General features: G+C 55.8%; 15 protein-coding genes. 13 read left to right on the forward strand and 2 right to left on the reverse strand.

Going from position 1 to position 19,999, the window contains the following annotated elements; genetic code table 11:
• Nucleotides 1–50: 50 nt before the first annotated feature.
• On the reverse strand, nucleotides 51–1,154 hold the full coding sequence (gene proB / locus ACE6ED_RS20925; protein ID WP_410829357.1) for a glutamate 5-kinase: 1,104 nt from the start codon (nucleotides 1,152–1,154) through the stop codon (nucleotides 51–53).
• 398 nt (nucleotides 1,155–1,552) lie between these two features.
• Here proB and ACE6ED_RS20930 point away from each other — a divergent pair, with 398 nt between their 5' ends.
• Complete coding sequence (locus ACE6ED_RS20930; protein WP_410829358.1) at nucleotides 1,553–2,029, forward strand: DinB family protein; 477 nt, start codon at nucleotides 1,553–1,555, stop codon at nucleotides 2,027–2,029.
• Between the two features lie 157 nt (nucleotides 2,030–2,186).
• On the forward strand, nucleotides 2,187–2,381 hold the full coding sequence (locus tag ACE6ED_RS20935; RefSeq protein WP_410829359.1) for a hypothetical protein: 195 nt from the start codon (nucleotides 2,187–2,189) through the stop codon (nucleotides 2,379–2,381).
• A 67-nt stretch (nucleotides 2,382–2,448) separates the two neighbouring features.
• Here the strand turns inward: ACE6ED_RS20935 and ACE6ED_RS20940 are convergent, their stop codons facing one another.
• Entirely contained in the window at nucleotides 2,449–3,354 is a 906-nt protein-coding gene (locus tag ACE6ED_RS20940) for a LysR family transcriptional regulator (protein ID WP_410829360.1), read from the reverse strand.
• A 329-nt stretch (nucleotides 3,355–3,683) separates the two neighbouring features.
• On the opposite strand from ACE6ED_RS20940, the gene ACE6ED_RS20945 reads away from it, so the two are divergent.
• The 11 genes from ACE6ED_RS20945 to ACE6ED_RS20995 all read left to right on the forward strand — a co-directional run bounded on the left by ACE6ED_RS20945 (nucleotide 3,684) and on the right by ACE6ED_RS20995 (nucleotide 19,959).
• Complete coding sequence (locus ACE6ED_RS20945) at nucleotides 3,684–4,091, forward strand: hypothetical protein (protein ID WP_410829361.1); 408 nt, start codon at nucleotides 3,684–3,686, stop codon at nucleotides 4,089–4,091.
• Nucleotides 4,092–5,001: 910 nt separating this feature from the next.
• The gene (locus tag ACE6ED_RS20950; RefSeq protein WP_410829362.1) at nucleotides 5,002–5,136 is read left to right on the forward strand and encodes an IS3 family transposase; all 135 of its coding nucleotides are present in this window, start codon (nucleotides 5,002–5,004) and stop codon (nucleotides 5,134–5,136) included.
• Nucleotides 5,137–5,453: 317 nt separating this feature from the next.
• Entirely contained in the window at nucleotides 5,454–6,878 is a 1,425-nt protein-coding gene (gene leuC / locus ACE6ED_RS20955; RefSeq protein ID WP_410829363.1) for a 3-isopropylmalate dehydratase large subunit, read from the forward strand.
• 118 nt (nucleotides 6,879–6,996) lie between these two features.
• On the forward strand, nucleotides 6,997–7,599 hold the full coding sequence (leuD, locus tag ACE6ED_RS20960; RefSeq protein ID WP_410829364.1) for a 3-isopropylmalate dehydratase small subunit: 603 nt from the start codon (nucleotides 6,997–6,999) through the stop codon (nucleotides 7,597–7,599).
• A gap of 194 nt (nucleotides 7,600–7,793) precedes the next feature.
• Nucleotides 7,794–9,350 carry an N-acetylmuramoyl-L-alanine amidase gene (locus tag ACE6ED_RS20965; RefSeq protein WP_410829365.1) on the forward strand — a complete coding sequence of 519 codons (1,557 nt, stop codon included), beginning with the start codon at nucleotides 7,794–7,796 and terminating at the stop codon, nucleotides 9,348–9,350.
• 142 nt (nucleotides 9,351–9,492) lie between these two features.
• The gene (locus tag ACE6ED_RS20970) at nucleotides 9,493–10,995 is read left to right on the forward strand and encodes an N-acetylmuramoyl-L-alanine amidase (protein ID WP_410829366.1); all 1,503 of its coding nucleotides are present in this window, start codon (nucleotides 9,493–9,495) and stop codon (nucleotides 10,993–10,995) included.
• 101 nt (nucleotides 10,996–11,096) lie between these two features.
• Nucleotides 11,097–11,780 (forward strand): GerMN domain-containing protein, encoded by a 684-nt coding sequence (locus ACE6ED_RS20975; protein ID WP_410829367.1) that lies wholly within the window; start codon nucleotides 11,097–11,099, stop codon nucleotides 11,778–11,780.
• A gap of 88 nt (nucleotides 11,781–11,868) precedes the next feature.
• The gene (locus ACE6ED_RS20980) at nucleotides 11,869–14,592 is read left to right on the forward strand and encodes an S-layer homology domain-containing protein (RefSeq protein WP_410829368.1); all 2,724 of its coding nucleotides are present in this window, start codon (nucleotides 11,869–11,871) and stop codon (nucleotides 14,590–14,592) included.
• 126 nt (nucleotides 14,593–14,718) lie between these two features.
• A complete protein-coding gene (nth, locus tag ACE6ED_RS20985; RefSeq protein ID WP_410829369.1) occupies nucleotides 14,719–15,420 on the forward strand; it encodes an endonuclease III in 702 nt (233 codons plus the stop codon).
• Between the two features lie 149 nt (nucleotides 15,421–15,569).
• Nucleotides 15,570–15,836, forward strand: a complete 267-nt coding sequence (locus ACE6ED_RS20990; RefSeq protein ID WP_410829370.1) for an NAD/NADP transhydrogenase alpha subunit — start codon at nucleotides 15,570–15,572, stop codon at nucleotides 15,834–15,836.
• Between the two features lie 346 nt (nucleotides 15,837–16,182).
• The gene (locus ACE6ED_RS20995; protein ID WP_410829371.1) at nucleotides 16,183–19,959 is read left to right on the forward strand and encodes a dynamin family protein; all 3,777 of its coding nucleotides are present in this window, start codon (nucleotides 16,183–16,185) and stop codon (nucleotides 19,957–19,959) included.
• Nucleotides 19,960–19,999 lie beyond the last annotated feature (40 nt).

A 19,999-nucleotide genomic window follows, 5' to 3' on the forward strand; every position in this document is an offset into this window, starting at 1 on the left:
AATTTATCGTTTCCATCCATTCTTTTGTTCCTTCATTGTAATGCATACGTCTACTTTAGTGTAATCCATTCGTCGCGGTGAATGACTTCCAGCCGGTGAACTTCCCCAAGCTGCCGGACCACTTCGCCGCTTGGCAGGCCCCGGATGGCCTGCAGCTGAACGTCGTCGAAATTGACGATGCCCCGCCCCAGCAGAACGTTCTGCGGTCCCAAAACCTCCACCACATCGCCGGCATGAAAACTCCCTTCCACCGAGACGACGCCGACGGGCAGCAGGCTGTGGCCTCCGCTCACGAGCGCTTCTTCCGCCCCCGCATCAACATGCAGGGTGCCAAGCGGGGTGGACATAAAGCCAAGCCACTGTTTTTTGACCGGCAGGGAAGACAGCTTGGTGGCAAAATAAGTGCCTTTTCCCTCTCCCTCAGCCGCTAGCAAAAGATCCCCGGGATCGGTGACCCGGCCGACAAAGACGGGGACGCCGCCGCGGGTGGCGACCTTCGCCGCTTCCACCTTGGAGCGCATGCCGCCTGTTCCGACGCTGGAGCCGGCGCCGCCCGCCTGGGCGTACAGCTCAGGCGTGATCTCCTCGACGAGCCGGTAGCGGACGGCGTCCGGATTGCGCCTCGGGTCCTCGCTGTACAGGCCGTCCATGTCCGTTGCGACAAGCAGGCGGGAGGCCTTGAGCAGATTGGCGACAAGCGCTGACAGCATATCGTTGTCGCCGAATTTCAGCTCATCCACCGACACGGTGTCATTTTCGTTGAAGATGGGGATAACTCCCTGCCGAAGCAGCTCTTCAACGGTCATCACCGCATTGTTCATTGCGCGTCTGCTGCAAAAGTCGGTCCGGGTCAGCAAAATTTGCGCAGCAGTCAGCCCATGGCCGGCGAACGCCTCCTGATAGGCCCGCATCAGCAGGGCTTGGCCTACGGCCGCCGCCGCCTGTTTTTCATGCAGGGATTTGGGACGGACGGGGTAGCCGATGCTTTTGAAACCCGCCGCCACCGCACCGGAGGAGACAAGCAGCACATCCATGCCCTTTTGCCGCAGCCGGGCGATTTCCGCCGCATAATAGGCCACTTTATCGGGGTTTAGGCCGCCTTCGGGTTCCGTCAGCGAACTGCTGCCGATTTTTACTACGATTCTGGTCGACATCTATGTCTCACTTCCCCTGGATAAAATAAAAAGCTTCCGCCTTTGACATGCAAAGGACGAAAGCTTGAACTTCCGCGGTACCACCTTCATTGATGAGGAACTCATCCGACTCTGTCCTCGTAACGGGAGGCGCCGTCCTGACAGGCCGCTCGGGGGTAGGATTCGGAACGTAAACCGGGTAAATTCTCTCAACCTGCGGAATTTACTCTCTGTACCGGTGTCTGCTGTTCGTACTGGTCCCTTCAACGCGTTTCAATATTGAAGTAAGGATAACACGAAAGCCCGGAAATTTGCAAAGGACAATCGGCCTGAATTCGGATGTTTTTTTACCTGGCATAGCATTGTCTCAGGTATATTAAAGTAAATACCAATGTTATAGGATATAGGAGGCGGTTCCCATGTTGAAGTTATTCGAGTATAACTGGCAAGTACGCAAAGAGTGGTTTGATTGGTGCGATTTGGTGGACGAGCCGGAACTGCTAAAAAGGCGCACAGGCGGTCCGGGCAGCATCTTCTATACACTGTTTCACATTATTGATTGCGAGTACAGCTGGATAAGCGCATTGCAAGGAAAACCCATGCCTGAAGAACCTCCGTTCGAGAACTATCTAGGTATGCAAAAGATAAGAGACTATTCAGAGCGTTGCCATGCGGAAATCGCTCCGTTTATTTACGCATGGGATAGCAGCATGGAAACTCGCATTTTAACCGATCAGAACTCAACGGGCGAATGGGAAACCTTCAAATTTGGGGAGATTATGCGGCATGTCCTTGCCCATGAAATTCACCATTTTGGCCAATTATCGATTTGGTCGCGGGAGATTGGGAAGCAACCGGTTACCGCTAACTTGATTCGCAGGGGATTGTTCAGATAGCGGATAGGGATAACAGGGTTCCCTGAACGGAAGCTGCGCCGTTTAAGTTAGTGAAGCCAGTCTAATGCCTTATTTTCTGTGAACACCCTTCTTATGTTTATTCCCTGCGGGTACGGGTAAAATACAAGTAATTCCGCAAACGGGAGGCTGATTTGAAATGACGGAACCTACAAATAAGCACGACGATCATCTGGCTGAAATCGATCAGGCGGAGCAGCAAAAAGAAACGATGCGTGAGTTTCTGGAAAGCAAGTCCGGCCCGCAAGGCGCCGGCGGTCCAGTGAATGACCAGACCGGCCGGCTTGCCGATGAGCAGAACCGGTTGACGACAGAACATAATCAGCGTAAATAGAGGCCGGTCCCTGACCTGTCTGGAAAAGAAACAGCCGCGTTCCTTGGGAGGAGCGCGGCTGTCTTTTTTAATGCAGATTTGCAACCGTTGACTTAAAGGTTTCGATAAAGGCTTCCGCCGCTTTGGACAGCTGGCGTCCTCTGCGGTAAGCGATCACTAGGGTCCGGCTTGGCGCGGGATCGGCCAGAGGCAGATAAACCGGAACGAATTCGCTTCTTGGCGCACGCGCGATAAAGCGGGGAACAAGCGTTACCCCCATGCCTGTCGATACAAGCGACTGCACGGTTTCCATATTGCTGCTTTCGAACACCGTATTTGGTTCAAAGCCGGCGCGCCCGCAGAGCTCGATTGTCATTTTACGGAAGCCTTGGCCTTTTTTCAGCACGATAAACGGATCGTTTTTCAGCTCTTCCAGCCGGGTGCGGATACCTGATTCGGCCCGTTCAGCCAGCCGGTGATCCGGGGGCACTGCCAGATCGATGGGCTCCTCGCCCAAGATAACATAATCCAGCGCGTTTCCTTCCAGCGGCAGCGAAAGCAGGCTTAAATCGGTCTGCCCGCCGGCAGTCAGCTTCTCCAGGTTCATCGAAGAATCCTCCAGCAGGGAGATTTCGATGCTTGGATACTGTTCTTTAAAAACAGGCAGCACCCGGGGAAGTAGATGCGCTCCCGTAATCGGCATGCTGCCAACGACGACCTTGCCGGTCCGCAGCTGCGAAATGTCGGCCATTTCCTGGCGCAGCAGCTCGACGGACCTCAGAATTCCTTCGGCCTGCTCGACGAACCGGGCGCCGGCATGCGTCAGTTCGACGGCGCTTGTATTGCGCTGGAACAGCAGCACGCCGAGTTCTTTTTCCAGCTTGGATAACTGCTGGCTGAGTGAAGGCTGGGCGATATGCAGCTTTTCCGCCGCGCGGGAGAAGTTGCGTTCGGCTGCGATCTGCAGCACGTATTGCAGTTGGCGCAATTCCATAGGTTGTACTCCTCGTATCTAGTCTGCTTATAATAATAACCTATTACCTAACGCTAATCTATAGAAAGGAGCAACGGCCTCGCTTTCCGCAGAGATTAGCTGCAAAGACTGAAACTAAGAAGGGCAGGTAGAGCGGAGCTGCCGCTGCGGCCAATTTGGGACAACCGGCTGCTATGTAGGGACTACCGGGTGCTATGCAGTGACTTCCGGCTGCTCTGAATGTGCTTCTTTCGCTCGGACCGCATGATAAATGCCGCATGTCAAAGGTCCAAGCCGTTTTTCCCATACGGGAATACGATAGGGAAGAACCGCAGAAAGGAGGACACAACATGGCACAAATTGTGGATACTGGGCGGAGTCTTACTTCGTCGGGCAGCCAGACCCTTTCCCTTCCGATCGTCAGTGCTCCCAATACTTTGACGCTGGCCGAGTTCGGCCTGAGCGTTGCCGCAAACGGCGTTGTTCAGCTGGAAGGCACGGTGGGCTTCCAGACTACACTCGGCGTGCCGAACGTCATTTTCAGAATTCTGCGCAACGGGCAGCAAATTTTTAATATCGGCGCAAGCGGCCTGACGGTACTTGCGATTCAGCCGGTCGGCATCTCGTTTCAAGACCGGAATGTTCCGGCTGGCTATCATTCATATACGCTTACGGTCAGCAACAACAGTCTGAACACGCTGCTTAACCTCGCTAGCATTACAGGTCCAATCGAGTTCTCCGGTATCTCCATCGGGTAACCAGCTGGGAAAAAGGGCTTCTGCCGTATTTGGACAGGAAGCCCTTTTTTTGTTTACATAAATCAACTTTCGCAGAGCGAGAATTACTAAGCTCCAGTCCTGGCGCGGATTTAACGGCAATAAAGTAATCGTCTTGAAAAAATAGAAAAACACCGCTTCGCTGCGGCGAACGCACGCTCGGCGTGCTATTTTATTTACTGTGCGATGAAGTTAGCACCCTAGACTTGTCAGTTGCCTTGACGCAACTCATAGAACGGCTGAACGAAATTGCGGCTCAGGTTGGGAAGAAATGCTCCACCCTAATTCAAAATCAACTCCAGCACTGGATCTCCGGTTTGCCCAATTATCTCAAGCCGTATCTCCGATCGCAGGCTGCGCTGCCGATCGCAGGCTGCGAAAGTTGAGTTAATAATAGCAGCTGCGGACCAAGGCTAGATAAACAAAGTCTTAGTCTGCCGCTGTTGTCGTTGAACTAATGTATCCGTTAGCGAGGGAACTGAATCATGTCTTCCCCCTAGTCAGATTGCAGTACAATAACATTGCGTAATTTGTTAATCCGTAAGGAATGGAGAGAATGCCAAGTCGGGACGGGTGTGGCCAGGTCACCTGTTTATTGTCAGATCGATCGCCATTATACATAACACTTTGGAACATTCTCCCGTGACACACCCGCAGCGGATTACCACAGAATGCGATACGTAGGTCTTTCCGGACTCAGCGGACGTTATTTCTGAAATTCTTGGGCTTTTGGTATGACTTGCGGACTCCAGATCCGTTATTCGTAACGAAAACCAGCAAACTATGGCTTCTCCGCGTAAATAGGTGCATCTGAGTCCGCAACTTTGCCAAAACACGGAATAATTAGCAATTAGGGCCTCCTGTGTCCGGAAGAAAGTCATAGGGGAGGACAATGCAGAGCTGCTTCAAAATACCCAGTATTTTCGAGTATATTGGCTTCTTCTACAACACCCGGCGTATTCATTCTTCCAATGATTACTATACCCCCTCGGAGTATGAACGCCATTACTTAAACCGAGTTGCCTAAACATCTGTGTTACTATTTTGATAGAGGTCCAGAAGGGTCTAAGCCATTTTTCCAGCCGCGAATTTTTCACCCGCAAAGTTGAGTTACATAATAAAGTTGAGTTACATAACATCAAATCAAGAAATCAAGCGAATAGAAAAGGGTGTTATCTATAGGTTAGAGTACCGGGATGTACTTACGGTCAGGCTATAGGATGAAGCTATTGAATCTATAGTTATCATATCTTGGCGTAATAAACGGACTCTATGCTATAGTGAAATCAATCCAAGAGAGCGCGACTCTCGATCAGAACGAATCATTTCAACGGGGTGAAGAGAATGAGCAAAAAAACCATGTTCGAGAAAATTTGGGAGAATCACGTCATTCATCAGGAAGAGGGCAAACCCAGTATTTTATATATCGATCTTCATCTGGTCCACGAGGTGACTTCTCCTCAGGCGTTTGAAGGGATTCGTCTCAGCGGCCGCAAGGTGCGCCGGCCTGAACTGACCTTTGCAACCATGGACCATAACGTTCCGACCAAAGACCGGTACAACATTAAGGACCCCATCTCCAAGCAGCAGATTGACACGCTGACGCAGAACTGCCGGGATTTTGGCGTAAGACTGTTTGATCTGGACGATATTGATCAAGGGGTCGTGCACGTTATGGGACCTGAAATCGGTTTGACCCATCCGGGCAAAACGATTGTGTGCGGCGACAGCCACACCTCCACGCATGGCGCGTTTGGCGCCCTGGCGTTTGGTATCGGCACAAGCGAGGTTGAACACGTTCTGGCTACGCAATGTCTCCAGCAGGCCAAAGCCAAGACGATGGAAGTGCGGTTTGTCGGCAAACGCAATCCCGGCGTTACCGCCAAAGACATGATCCTGGGCGTTATCGCCAAATACGGCACGGACTTTGCTACCGGCTATGTCATCGAATATACGGGCGAAGCGATCCGCGAATTGTCGATGGAAGAACGGATGACCGTCTGCAACATGTCTATTGAAGGCGGGGCAAGAGCGGGGATGATCGCTCCGGATGAAACGACATTCGAATATTTGCGCGGACGGCAGTATGTACCGCAAGGCGCGGCGTTTGACGCGGCAGTGGAATCCTGGAAGCAGCTTGTTACCGACGAAGGCGCGGTGTTCGATACCGTCGTTGAATTTGACGTCGAGACGCTGATCCCTCAAGTCACCTGGGGCACAAGCCCGGGCATGGGCACGGATATCTCCGCCACGGTTCCGAATCCGGCCGATTTTACGACGGAAAATGAACGCAAAGCTGCTGAAAAAGCGCTGGAATACATGGACCTGACGCCGGGCACGCCAATGTCCGAAATCGCGATTGATTACGTGTTCATCGGCTCCTGCACCAACGGACGGATCGAGGACCTGCGCGCCGCTGCCGAGGTGGCAAAAGGTCACAAAGTATCGGACAAAGTGACCGCGATTGTCGTTCCGGGCTCCGGCCGTGTAAAAATGCAGGCGGAAAAAGAAGGCCTGGACCGGATCTTTACCGAAGCAGGCTTCGAATGGCGTGATGCGGGCTGCAGCATGTGTCTCGCGATGAACCCGGACGTACTCCAGCCTGGTCAACGCTGCGCATCCACCTCGAACCGTAACTTTGAAGGCAGACAGGGCCGCGGAGGACGTACGCACCTCGTTTCGCCGGCAATGGCGGCAGCGGCAGCGATCAAAGGCCGGTTCACGGATGTACGGGATTGGAACTACAAAAAAGAAGCCGTCAGCTCTTAAGGCAGAAGCTTGACCGGATAGTTTGGTGCCTGCATTTTGCGGGCGCCGCTTCCGGGAGCAGACTTTCTCATTATAGATAGCGGAGAGCTTAATCAAGGAAAAGCGGGAGGAACTCAATATGGAAGCATTTAAACAATTAACCGGCATCGTGGCCCCTGTGGACCGGGTTAATGTCGATACAGACGCCATCATTCCGAAACAATTTCTGAAACGGATCGAACGCACCGGCTTTGGACAGTTTTTGTTTTATGAGTGGAGATTTGACGAAGCGGGCAACGACAACCCGTCTTTTGAAATGAACAAGCCGCGTTACCGCGGCGCTTCGGTGCTTATTTCCCGGGCGAATTTTGGCTGCGGCTCCTCGCGCGAGCATGCGCCTTGGGCGATTATGGATTACGGCTTCAAGTGCGTGATCGCGCCGTCGTTTGCCGATATTTTTTATAATAACTGCTTTAAGAACGGAATCCTGCCGATCAAGCTGTCTGAAGAGCAGGTAGAAGACCTGTTCCGCCGAACGGCTGCGAAAGATGGGTATGAGCTTACCGTCGATCTGGAAGCCAAAACGATTACAGATGCGGACGGCCTGCGGATCGAGTTTGATCTGGATGAACACCGCCGCCAGTTCCTGCTGCAGGGATTGGACGACATCGGTCTTACACTCCAGCACGAACAGGACATTACGGCTTATGAGGAGCGCCACGCGGCGAAGCTCTTTGGCTGATTGCCGGCTGCTGCCAAAGGACAGCCTCGGGAAGATTTGCACAAATTACACAAAACTTCTATTTCCTTTGTCGGAAATAGAAGTTTTTTTGCTATAATTGAACTATTGCCGGATTTGTCGGAAACTTTTTGGCTATATTTGGAGTCTATTAGTTTATCGGAGCAATTTTATTACCTACTTAAGGAGAGAAAAGGATGAGAAATGCCGGTTTGCGGATGTTGGTCTTACTGCTGCTGCCGCTGCTGCTATGCTTTCCCGGGCGAGGGGAAGCAGCGGGGACGGGCGGCAAGATTTTTTTGGACGCGAAGGAGCTGACGCTGCCAAAAAACACATCGGTCCAGAATGTGAACGGAAGCGTCATGGTGCCGATTCGGCTCATATCCGAGAACCTGGGCTACACGGTCAATTGGGAACCGAAGTCCCGCAAAGTCACCCTGAAGCAGGACTTTAAAACGGTACAGCTGACGGTGGGAAGCAAAGAAGCGGATGCCGACGGCGTGCAGCTGAAGCTGAACGCGGCGCCGATTCAGAGCAAAGGCGACTCGGTAATGGTGCCGATCCGGTTTATCAGCGAGCAATTTGGCCTAAAGGTAGACTGGAACAATGCCGATAAAATCGTATACCTCTCCGGCGACATGTCGGCGGCCCCGGCGTCTGAGCCCTCACCTGCTCCTGATGCAAGCGCTCCAGCGCCTGCCCCGTCCGCCACACCGGCGCCCTCGCAGACTCCAGGACAGCCGGCTACGCAGACGCCAAGCGGAACGCTGCAGTCGGTCAAAGGTGCCGTATTCAGTGAGAACAAGCTGCTGATTGCCGTTTCAGGCCCGGTTCAGCCGGTTGTGCAGAAGATGGATAAGCCGACGCAGATGATAGTGGTGGATCTGCCCAATACGAATTTTGCTCCCGAAGCGTCTGCCCAGGGCGTTGGTGCGGTAGGCGCGCTGGCGAAGCTGGATACGGCCGGTTATCCGCAGGTGAAGGAAGTGCGCTACGCGCTGTTCAAGGCCGAACCTTCCACCGTTCGCTATGTCATTGAGCTGAACGCGGACACCGGATATGCCGTTTATACCGACGAGATGTCGGGTCTGATTACAATTGACCTGAATCAAACAACTGTTCCGTCCCCGGTCCCCACGCCGGCTAATGGCGGAACCCCAACCGCTACCGCGCCCGCTGCAAGCGGAACGCCGGCTCCAACACAGAATCCGGCGGCGGACGGCAAGCTCGTTGTTGTTCTTGATGCCGGCCATGGCGGCAAGCAGCCCGGAGCGAGCAGCGTAACAGGCAAGAAAGAGAAGGATTTCAACCTGGCGGTGATTCTCAAGGTGAAGCAGCTGCTGGACGCGGAGACAGGCATTCAGGCGGTATATACGCGCGTAGACGACAAGACGCTGGGGCTGCAGGACCGGGTGGACATCGCGGAGAACGCGGGCGCCGATATTTTTGTTTCGGTTCATGCCAACTCCTGGACGGCGTCAACGAACGGTACGGAAACGTATTATACCCGCAAGGAAAGTCTGGAGCTGGCCAAAGTGATGCACAAGCATCTCGTGGCGGGCACCGGTCTGAAGGACAACGGGGTGCGTACCAAAAGCCTGCACGTTACCCGTGAAACGAGTATGCCGGCCGTACTGCTTGAAGTAGGATATCTGAGCAACAAGAAGGAAGAAGCCATTCTCTATTCGGAGCAGCTGCAAAATGATGTGGCCCGTGAGATCGTGGCAGGCATTAAAGAATACCTGGGTCTTTAGTATGTATTCAGTTAACCTCTGGAATTCTTACGCAACTTTTGGGGCACAAGGGCGTCTAAAAGTGTGGATCTGGACGCCCGTAAGCCGGTCATCAAGACAAGCCGTTCAATCGGCGTAAATCCAAGATTTCTAGAGGTGAAGGATGAAGAAATTCGGTTTTTTGCTGCTGATGTTGTTGGTCTTCGTATGGACATGGCCGTCTGAAGGACAAGCTGCTTCCGCAGGCGGAAGCATCCTGTTGGACGGGAAAAACATTTCGTCGGGGCTTGACGTTCCCGTCGAGAATGTGAACGGAAATGTGATGGTGCCGCTGCGTCTGATCTCGCAGAACATGGGTTATGCCGTCGATTGGCAGCAACAAAGCAAGTCGATCACCGTCCAGGGACAGGGCAAAACCCTGAAGCTGACGGTAGGGCAGAAGACCGCTTCGGCGGACGGCGTGAAGATAACGCTTCAGACCGCGCCGATTCTGAGACAGAACAGCTCGCTTGTGCCAATCCGGTTTATCGGCGAACAGCTGGGTCTTACGGTCGGGTGGGATAACGCTTCCAAAACCGTAAGTTTAATTACCCAGGCGGCCGCCCCCGGAAACGCTTCGCCGCAGCCCGGAAACAGCGGGTCTTCAGGCGGAGGCGGAGGGACCGCCGTGCAGCCGAACGTCCCATCCAGTGAGCTGACCAAGGTGAACGGAATCAGCTTCAGCGAGAACCGGCTGATGATCGCGATGGAGGGAGCTGCAGAGCCGCAAACGACGGTCCTGCACAATCCCGAACGAATCGTGATTGATCTTCCGAATGCGACGTTCTCCGATTCTTTTGGTAACGGTCATACGCTCAGTCCTGAGCTTGCCGGGAATCTGGAAGTAACAGGTTATCCCGATGTTTCCAATGTGCGGTATTCGCTGTTTAATACTTCCCCTTACACGGTCCGGTTTGTAATTGACCTGAACCATGAAAAGGGGTACCAGGTAGCCGTGACAGGCGACAGCGGCAGCAAGCTGATCATCGTCGATCTAAATGTAGAGGCTCCGCTGCCTTCCGCTACTCCAGCGCCCACTCCGGTTCCCACGCCGGCACCGACAGGCGCTCCGGTCCTTCCGGAAGGCACAGGCAAAAAGCTGATCGTGCTGGATGCGGGCCATGGAGCCAAAGATTCGGGAGCAGTCGGCGTAACCGGCAAATACGAGAAGAAGTTTAATCTCTCCATTGTGCTGAAAACGGCCGAGCTGCTGAAAAAGGAACCCGATCTTCAGGTGGTGCTGACGCGCAGCGACGACACCTTCCTGGAGTTGAAGGAGCGGGCGGCAATCGCCAACAATCTGAAAGCCGACCTGTTTATTTCCGTGCACGCCAATTCGGGATCCGCCAAAGCAACCGGCACGGAGACGTATTATCAGCGGGATGCCAGTAAATCGTTTGCGAACGTGATGCATAAGCATCTGGTCAAAGCCACAGGGCTAAGCGACCGCGGCGTTCGATACGGCAATTTCCACGTCATCCGCGAAACGAAAATGCCGGCAATTCTGCTTGAGGCGGGTTATTTAAGCAACAAAGGCGATGAAGCCCTGTTGTTTACCGAGGAACTGCAGGACCGGTTCGCTCAGGCGATCGTGGACGGGATAAAAGAATACCTAGGTATCAAGTAAACTAGATTAGCGGCAGACATGCGCCGCAAAGCCGTACGCAAAAGGAAACCACGGCTTTGCGGCACCGGTCTGTCCGTATTCGTATTAAAGGAGGCAGTGCCATGATGAACAAAAAACTAAGCGCCGCGGCGGCGGCATCCCTGCTCCTGCTCGTGCTCGCCGGGTGTGGAGACAAACCGGCGGCAGGTCCGGACAACGGGGGGAATTCATCCCTTTCCTCGGGAGCGGAAGGCTCCAGCACCGCGGCACCCGCAGCATCGGCATCTCCTACCGCTGCCCCGGTCGAGACGGAGGCCCCAAGTCCGGAGCCTGTTTCCAGCCCCGCCGCAACCGTGCAGCCGAGCGCGTCGCCTGAACACACGCCTGCCGGCCAGCAGGAGACCGCAAAGAAGAGCCAGGAAATCAATGTCTATTTTACGGATTCGCAAATTATGGAACTGAAGCCCGGTAAGGCTGAAATCGAATTTTCAAACGATATTGAGAAATACAAGGCAGCCTTTAAAGCGCTGCAGGCGGGCAAAGGAGATGAGCTGCTGTCGCTTTGGGATAAGATTGAGCTTTTGTCCGTCGACTTTAAAGACGGTAATGTGATTCTTGATGTGCACAAGCCTCAAGAAGCGCAGCTTGGAGCCGGCGGGGAATCATTTGCTATAAGCGCGCTGACGCAGACGATGTTCCAATTTGCCGAGGTCCAAGGCGTTGAGCTGCTGGTGGATGGAGCGCAGGCCGAGACGCTGATGGGGCATGTGGAGCTGATGTACCCTTTTACCCGCGACAACCAGTAGAATACGCTAAAATGGAAGCCGAAGCGGTCTCTTCCGCAAGAGGGAGGGGCTGCTTTTCCGGCCGTTAACCAAGAGAGGGGAATACCGATTGAACCGACATAAAAAAAGATCCTCACGGACAATGTACACAACCAAAGCCGTCTCCGCCGCCATGGCGGGCTTTATGGTTTTCGGCGGGGCAGGAACGGCGATTGGCGCGTCCGCGGCACCGGCCGCAGCAGCGCAATCCGCTTCGGGAGGAGCTTTCAGCGACGTCAAAGTGGGACTGTGGGCGGAGAAGCATATCTACAAGCTAGCTGCACAGGGCATCGTCATCGGCAACAACGGCCAATTCCGGCCCAATGATTCGGTGACTCAGCAGGAAGCGGTGCTGATGGCGCTGCGTTTTATGAAGACCGACAAGCAGGCTGACAGCGAGGCTGCTGTGGTTCTGCCTGACGGGATCGAAGTCGATAACTACTTTAAGCCGTACGTCGTTTTGGCATTCAAACAAGGGCTGATGGACCGTACCGCCGAATCCGCATCGGTGAAGGACAAGCAGCACTGGGGCAAACGCGCGGCCAGCCGGGAATGGGTGGCGGAACTGCTGATCCGGGCGCTGGGCAAAACACAGGATGCCCAGGCTGTGGGCGCGGAGCCGACCGGCTTTGCGGATGATGCCAAAGTGGACGCAGCCAAACGGGGATACATAAACGCTGCGGTCAAATTGGGCCTGGCAACCGGGGTGGACGGCAACCGTTTTGATCCAAAAGGAGCGGTGACGCGGGCGCAGCTGGCGACATTTTTAAGCCGTGCGCAAAGCCATACCTCCAATGAATATGACAATACGGTAACCGGAACGGTCAGCGAGCTGACTTACGGAAAGCTGACACTGTTTACGGACAACGGCCCGCAGAATTATGTGCTGGGCAGCACAACCGCTTACTTTACCAGCACCTCCGAGAAGCGGATCGCTTTTACGGATATCCAGCCTTATACCAAGCTGAAGATTGCCGGCAAAGACGGCGTGGCTTCCTACGTGGAAGTCACCGACCCGAACCAGCAGGTGGATACGCTGGAAGGGACCTTTGCCATGCTGGCGCCTGACAACATCCTTTGGCTGAAGACCCCAACCGCATTCAAAGACTATGCTTACAATCCTAACGCTGTGTTCCTGGATGCAAACGGGGCGAATATCAATCCGGCATCCATTGCGCAGGACAGTCAGGTGACGGTTACCCGGGAGACCTTCACGGGCGCGCACCGGGTCGTGAAGCTGCAGGTCCGGTCGGGCATTGTCAATAAAACCGAAACCGGGACCATCCAATCGGTGGACACAGCCGGCAAGCGGATCACCTTCAAGACTGCTGCAGGCAGCGAGGAAAGCTTTAAATTCGACGATGCGACCGTATTCCGTTCAGGCAGTCAGATTGTGACCTCAGCCGAACTGAAAGCGGGCATTACCGTGAAGTATACGATTAAGGACAACATCGTTTCCGTGGCTGAAGTTACCCAAGGGGTAGAACGCACGGTTCAAGGCTCACTGCTGGAGCTGACCGATTCATCGGTCATCTACAAGCTTTCCGACGGTACCCGCCAAGTGAAGCTGCTGGCTGATCATCCGGCGTTTGTTGTCGGAGGGAACACGCGCGCCGTGGCGGATGACTTGATTGCGGATACCGCTTTTGGCGACAATGTGCAGGTGACGCTGAACGCCCAGGATCAGATAAGCAAAATTGAAGTACTGAGCCGGAAAATGGATCAGTTCATTGAGGCGACAGCAACGGGGTTCGATTCAAAAACCAATCTGCTGACCATCCGGGACAAAGACAATAAGGCGCATTTGCTCCAGCTTGACGACAAAACAAAGCTGATTCATACTGGACCGCAAACGGAGCTCAAGAGCTTCGGCAACCTGCTTCCGAACCGGAAGGTGAACGTCAATGCTATTGGCGACCGGGCGATTTTAGTAGAAATTGTGAGCAAATACGAAGGAACTGTTACGAACATCAGCACCACAGGCAGATCCTTTACACTTAAAGCGACGGACGGACGCAGCATGACGTTCCCTTATCCTTCGGGCGTAGAGATCTTTGGACGAACAGGTGCAGCCATTACTGATGTGCCTGTAGGCAGCGAAGTGACCGTTATATTGATGCCGAATCAGGAGGTTGTCTCCGCCCTGAAGGTAAAAACGACGGTTCAGGTTCCGATTGCGGCGATCGACGCGGAGAATAACCGGCTGCGCGTGATGTCCGGCAGCGGTGTGGCCGATCTTTATACCCTGGGCATTCCAGTCAAAGACGCTGACGGCAATGCAATCAAAATTACTGATTTTGTGGTTGGCATGCCGGTAAACGTAACAACAATGGGCAGCACGGCGCTGGCTGTGCAGGGCGTTAAAATCACGCTTGGCCAAGTGACGGCAATCGACAAAGCAGGCGGCAAACTGACCGTCAAAGGCTATAACGGCCAGACAGATACGTATTCCTTTAGCGGCGGGGCCAAAATCACCCGTGCCGGAGCAGTCAGCGCGGACATCGGGACGCTGGCGGCCGGCGACCGTGTGGAAGCCCGCAGCGGCGGCGACGGCTCCGTGCTGGTGAATGTGCTGAACTCGGAGACGCGGACTTTTTCGCGGTATGAGAGCGCAACAAACGAGATCAGCGTGAAGCGGGCTAACACTAGTGATACCCGTTACCGGTTCCCGCTGGCGCCAAACGTATATATTCACCAAGGCGACACCACATTACCCGTGCAATCTTTGAAAGAAAATGATAATATTGTAGTGTATTTCAGCAACAATTCGGTCGTTGAAATTGTGAAACAATAAATTGTCCGGAAGATTGCGATGAGAAACACCGTCTTGGCGCAGGGTCTTTCCCGCGTCAAGACTTTTTTTTGACGGTCTGCGCGATTGCTGCCTGACGAAACAAGACAAGCAGCCGGAGGTGACGAGATGAAAGCTGCTGAGGTCCGGCATATTCTGGATACCATTGGCGGCATGTTTCCGGATGCGCGCTGCGAACTGAACCACAGTAACGCGTTTGAGCTGACGATTGCCGTTTTGCTATCAGCGCAGTGTACGGATGCGACAGTAAACAAGGTTACGGCGGATTTGTTCCAGAAATACCGGAGGCCGCTTGATTACGTGTCCGTGCCGCTTGAAGAATTGGAACAGGATATCCGGCGGATTGGGCTTTACCGTAACAAGGCCAAGCATATTCAGAATTTATGCCACCTGCTGATCGACAAATACGGCGGCGAGGTGCCCGAAGCCCATGATGAACTGGTCACGCTGCCTGGAGTTGGACGCAAGACGGCAAATGTCGTCGTCTCCAACGCTTTTGGTGTACCAGCCATCGCTGTGGATACGCATGTGGAGCGTGTTTCCAAACGGCTGGGACTGGCCGGGTGGAAGGATTCGGTGCTGGAAGTCGAAAAAAAGCTGATGAAAGCCGTTCCCCGGGAAGAGTGGACGCTGACGCATCACCGGCTTATTTTTTTCGGAAGGTATCATTGTAAGGCCCAGAATCCGCAGTGCCAGATTTGCCCGCTGCTGGATGTATGCCGCGAAGGACGTAAACGAATGAAACAGGCCGAAATTAGAAAGACTAAACCTGGCACGCGTACTCGTTCGCGTCAACAAACTGAAGGGTAACGGCCTGCCGGGTGCAGCGCCTTTTAGCTTTCGTTTTGGCCAGCTTTGTGATGTGAAGCGGCGGCAGGCAGGCAACTGCGGCGTCCGGGCCAAAAAAAGCTATACAACTAACCAACATTTTAGAGTAGAAGAAGAGGATGGGGATTGGAATGAGATGCATTTCTGTATACACGGACAATTTTGAGCTGTTTTCCGACATTTTTGAGCGGGTGGTCGACAGCTCGCTGGAAGAAAATGAAGAGCAGGAAGTAGAGGGTGTAACCATCAGCCATTCCGGCGATGTTCCCGAACACTATCTGGAGCGTATGTCCCAGAAACCTGAAGTGGTAGTTATGAAGGACAAGTCCCGCGGCTTGACGATTCTGCAGCACGGCAAAGTTTTTGAAATTTTGCTGCCGGTGCTGGAAACTGCCTAAACTGGTAACTAGTTAAGCCGGAAGCTGCTTAATTCAGTGAATTGACTCTGCGGAAATCACCTAAACCGGTGATAGCAGAGCTGAAAGCTGACTAAACTGGTGATAGCAGAGCTGGAAACTACCTAAACCGGTAAACTAGCTTTGCAGCAACCGCCTAATTCGGCGGACTATAGGTAAATATGCACAGAATAGCCGGTCAGGGAAGAACTCTTCTCTGGCCGGCTTTTTGTATATGAAATATGTGGAAAGATGACGGGTTGGCGTTTGATTTGTGGCAATACGGTGATAAAATGGAATTATTATTATCGCAAAAAGAGACAAGCCCGACGGTGAGGAGAGACGGACGATGCAAGCGGAACATGCCGGTATAGACACGGCTGCGGTTCCCGGCGGCACCGCAGCCGGCAGCCTGGAGCAGCTGAAAAAGCGTATGGAACAGTGGGGAGATCCGGACGCCGCGGAGATTTATGCGGATTTGTCGGATAAAGCGTCGAGAGATGAGCTTGTCATCGCATTTTGCGGACATTTTTCGGCAGGCAAGTCAAGTATGATCAACCGTTTGTGCGGTGCCAATGTGCTGCCCTCCGGTCCGGTGCCGACCAGCGCCAATGTCGTTTCGGTCCGCAGCGGTGAGCCTAGAGTGCTGGTGCATCCGGCATCGCGTGAGGCGGAGCCTTGGGAAACAACACTGGAGAAGCTGCACGACTTCGGCCGCAATGGAGGCGATTATGCTGCCCTTGAGGTATGGGCGGATATTCCGCTGCTTGGTTCACACGGCGTGCTGATGGACACACCAGGCGTCGATTCGACGGATGACGGTCACAGGGCGGCAACGCGTTCGGCGCTGCATTTAGCGGATGTTGTTTTTTATGTGATGGATTATAACCATGTACAGTCCGAAAACAACCTTGCGTTCGCCAAAAGCCTGAGCGATTGGGGCAAACCGCTGTATCTGATCGTTAATCAGATTGATAAGCACCGGGAGAACGAGCTGTCTATAGAAGTGTACCGTACCCAGATGGAAAGCGCTTTCCAGGAATGGGGAGTACGTTATCAAGGGCTTTTGTTTACGTCGCTTAAGGTGCAGGACCACCCACTAAACGGCTGGCAGAGGCTTACCGGACTGCTGCAGCAGCTGATCGCCCGCCGTGCGGAGCTGGTGCGCTACAGCATTCTCCGGTCGGCGGTGCAGACCGCGGAGGCGCACCTCGGCGCCTACCGGGAAGAACAAGCGGAGGAACGGGAGAAGCTGGAGCAGGTGCTGGCAGAGGCAGGGCCTGAAGCTGCGGCGGAGCTTGACCGGCTGACGCAGGAGCGCGCGAGTCTCGGGCAGCTGCCCGAAACCGCGCTCAACCGCCTGCGGAGTGAAGCGGACGCGCTGCTGGAGAATGTGAACCTGATGCCCGCCGATGTCCGCGAGGCGGCCGGGAGCTATATCGCCAGCACCGCGCCTGGCTTCCGCACCGGACTGTTCAGCACGGCATCGAAGCGGGAGAAGGAACGCGCCGCCCGGCTGGAGACGTTCCAGCGGCTGCTTGCCAGAGAGACGGAAGCCCGGCTGGAATGGCATGCCGTTCAGCTGCTGCGCGGCTGGGCGGAGGAGCTGGAGCTGCCGGCGGATGAGGCGGAAGCGCTGCTGAAACCGGCGCTCCCGCAGGTGACCGCCGAAGGGCTGGCCGCATCGGTCAAGCCGGACACGGGAGACAGCGGGGAGCCGCTGCTGAACTACTGCCGGGGTCTCGCGGCGGAGATCAAAAACGGCTTCCGGCGGGCACTGCTGGCCGTAGGCGATTCGCTGCTGGCCCAGCTTCCGCCGAAGCTGGAGGCCAAACGGGCGGAGCTTGACGGCCGGCTGGGCGGGCTTGCGGAAGCGGCCGAGGCCCGCGAGCGCTTGTCGGCGCTGAAGGCGGCCGAGGCGGCGCGGGCGGCTGAGCTGGCGGCGCTGCTGCCGGCTTCCGCAGCGGAGGCGCAGGAGGCCGATGTGGGCCGGCTGCTGCCGCCGCTGCCGCTGGCCGGGGAGGAAGCCGGCAGCGAAGCGCCGCTAAAGGCGGCTCCGGCGCAGGAGACTGCGGCCGCGGGTGCTAGGGTGCAGGGAGCAGGCCCGGTGGAGCGGGCTGCGTCGCAGCCTGCCGCCGCGGGCACAGCCGCGCACCAAGTGCCCGGCGCTCCTGCCGCCGCGGCCTTCCCCGCGGCCGGCGGACGCCGCCGCCTCAGCGCCGCAGCCGGCCGCCTGCGCGAAGCCGCGGCGGCGCTTGAGCCGGCGCCGGGGCTCGCCTCCGCCGCGCACGCGCTGCGCAGCCGGGCGGACGGCCTCGCCGGCGGCCGCTTCACGGTGGCGCTGTTCGGCGGCTTCAGCGCCGGCAAATCCTCCTTCGCCAACGCACTGCTGGGCGAAGCCGCGCTGCCGGTGTCGCCGCATCCCGCCACCGCCGCGGTGTGCCGGATTCTGGCTCCCGCAGACGGAGCGCAGAACCGGACGGCGGCGGTCGCCATGAAATCGGCGGAAGAAATCTGGGACGACATCCGCCATGCTTTTGGCGCGCTCCAGCTTGGCGAGCCGGAGCGGTCCAGCTGGAGGATGGCCGCCGGTTCGCTGAAGACCGCGCAGCTTCACCCGTCAGTCCAGGCGCATGCCGGCTTTTTACGGGCGGCTGCTGCCGGCTGGGAGGAAGCGGAGCCGATCCTGGGACGGACGTTGACGGTGGATATGGAACGGTTCGGCGAGCTGGCCGCCCGGGAATCGCTGTCCTGTTATGTCCGGGGGATCAACCTGTATTTCTCCTGTCCGCTAACAGACAGCGGCGTTGTTCTGGTCGATACGCCGGGGGCGGATTCGCTGCATGCGCGGCATACCGGCGTTACGTTCTCCTACATGAAGGACGCCGATGCGATCGTATTCGTCACCTATTACAACCATGCCTTTTCGAAGGCGGACCGTCAGCTGCTGGACCAGCTGGGACGGATCAAGGACAGCTTTGCAATGGACAAAATGTTTTTTGTCATCAACGCATCCGATCTGGCGTCGGACGAAGAGGAGCTGGACGGCGTGGTGGATTATGTCCGCCAGTCGCTGCGGGCAAGCGGCCTGCACGCGCCGCGTTTGTTCCCGCTGTCGAGCCTGGGAGCGCTTGAGGGCAAAGCCGGAGACGAACAGCGTTATCACGCGTCGCGGTTCGGCGCATTTGAAGCGGCGCTCGGCCGGTTCGCCGGGGAAGAACTCCCGGACCTGTCGCTGCATGCGGCCGCAAGCGCTTTGGCCGGGATCCGCAGCCGGGTGACGGAATGGGCCCGTTTGTCCGCTGAAGCGCAAACCGAGCAGGACAACCGGCTCCGGCAGTGGACCGAAGACCGGGCGAGAGCGGAGCAGCGGTTAGCTGCGCTTGCGGAAGACAGCGGAGCTAAGCGGGAGCTGCGCCGGGAAGGCGAAGAGCTGCTGTACCATGTCAGACAGCGTCTGGAGTTCGCCTTTGGGCGGTTTTACCAGGAGGCGTTCCACCCTTCAGTGCTGCGGGCGGAAGCCTCCGGACTCAAGGAACGGTTCGCCGCCTGCGGCCGGGATTTGTGGTCGACGGCCCGGCGGGAGCTGGAACAGGAGCTGTGGGCGACTACACTCCGGCTGGAAGCCGCGGGCAGGCGCTTTACGCAAAAAGCCGCAGAACTAGCGGCGGCGGACATTGGGTCCGAGCCGCACCCGGAAGGGATTCCACTCGCGGACGAGGACTGGACCGCACCCGAAGATCTGCTCATCCGGCTGGAAACGCCGGACCTCGGCGTTTATTGGGGAGCGTTCAAATCCCCGCGCCATTTCTTTGAAGGGCAGGGACGAACCGCGCTCCGGGCGGAGCTAGAGCCCGTCTACAAGACCCATTTCGCCGCGGCCGCGGCTGAAGCCGGTGAAGCGCTGATTGCACACTATGAATCCTGCGTTACCGCTTCGCTCCGTCATTCGGCAGAGCGGCTTGCCGAGGAACTAAACGAACGGGATGAAGCGCTGAACGCCTCGCGTAAAGGAGGTGTTGCCCCCGCTTACTGGCTTGAAATCGCGGATACCCTGCGGAATTTGGAAGACCAGATTCGGCCTGCGGAAGCCGGACCAGCGGATGTAAACCGCATTCAACTGTGAAGGTTGTTGGAAATTGTCGAGGAATGCTTGCAATCTTGTG

This window comes from Paenibacillus nanchangensis (assembly GCF_046543445.1).
Lineage (GTDB): Bacteria > Bacillota > Bacilli > Paenibacillales > Paenibacillaceae > Paenibacillus_AQ > Paenibacillus_AQ nanchangensis.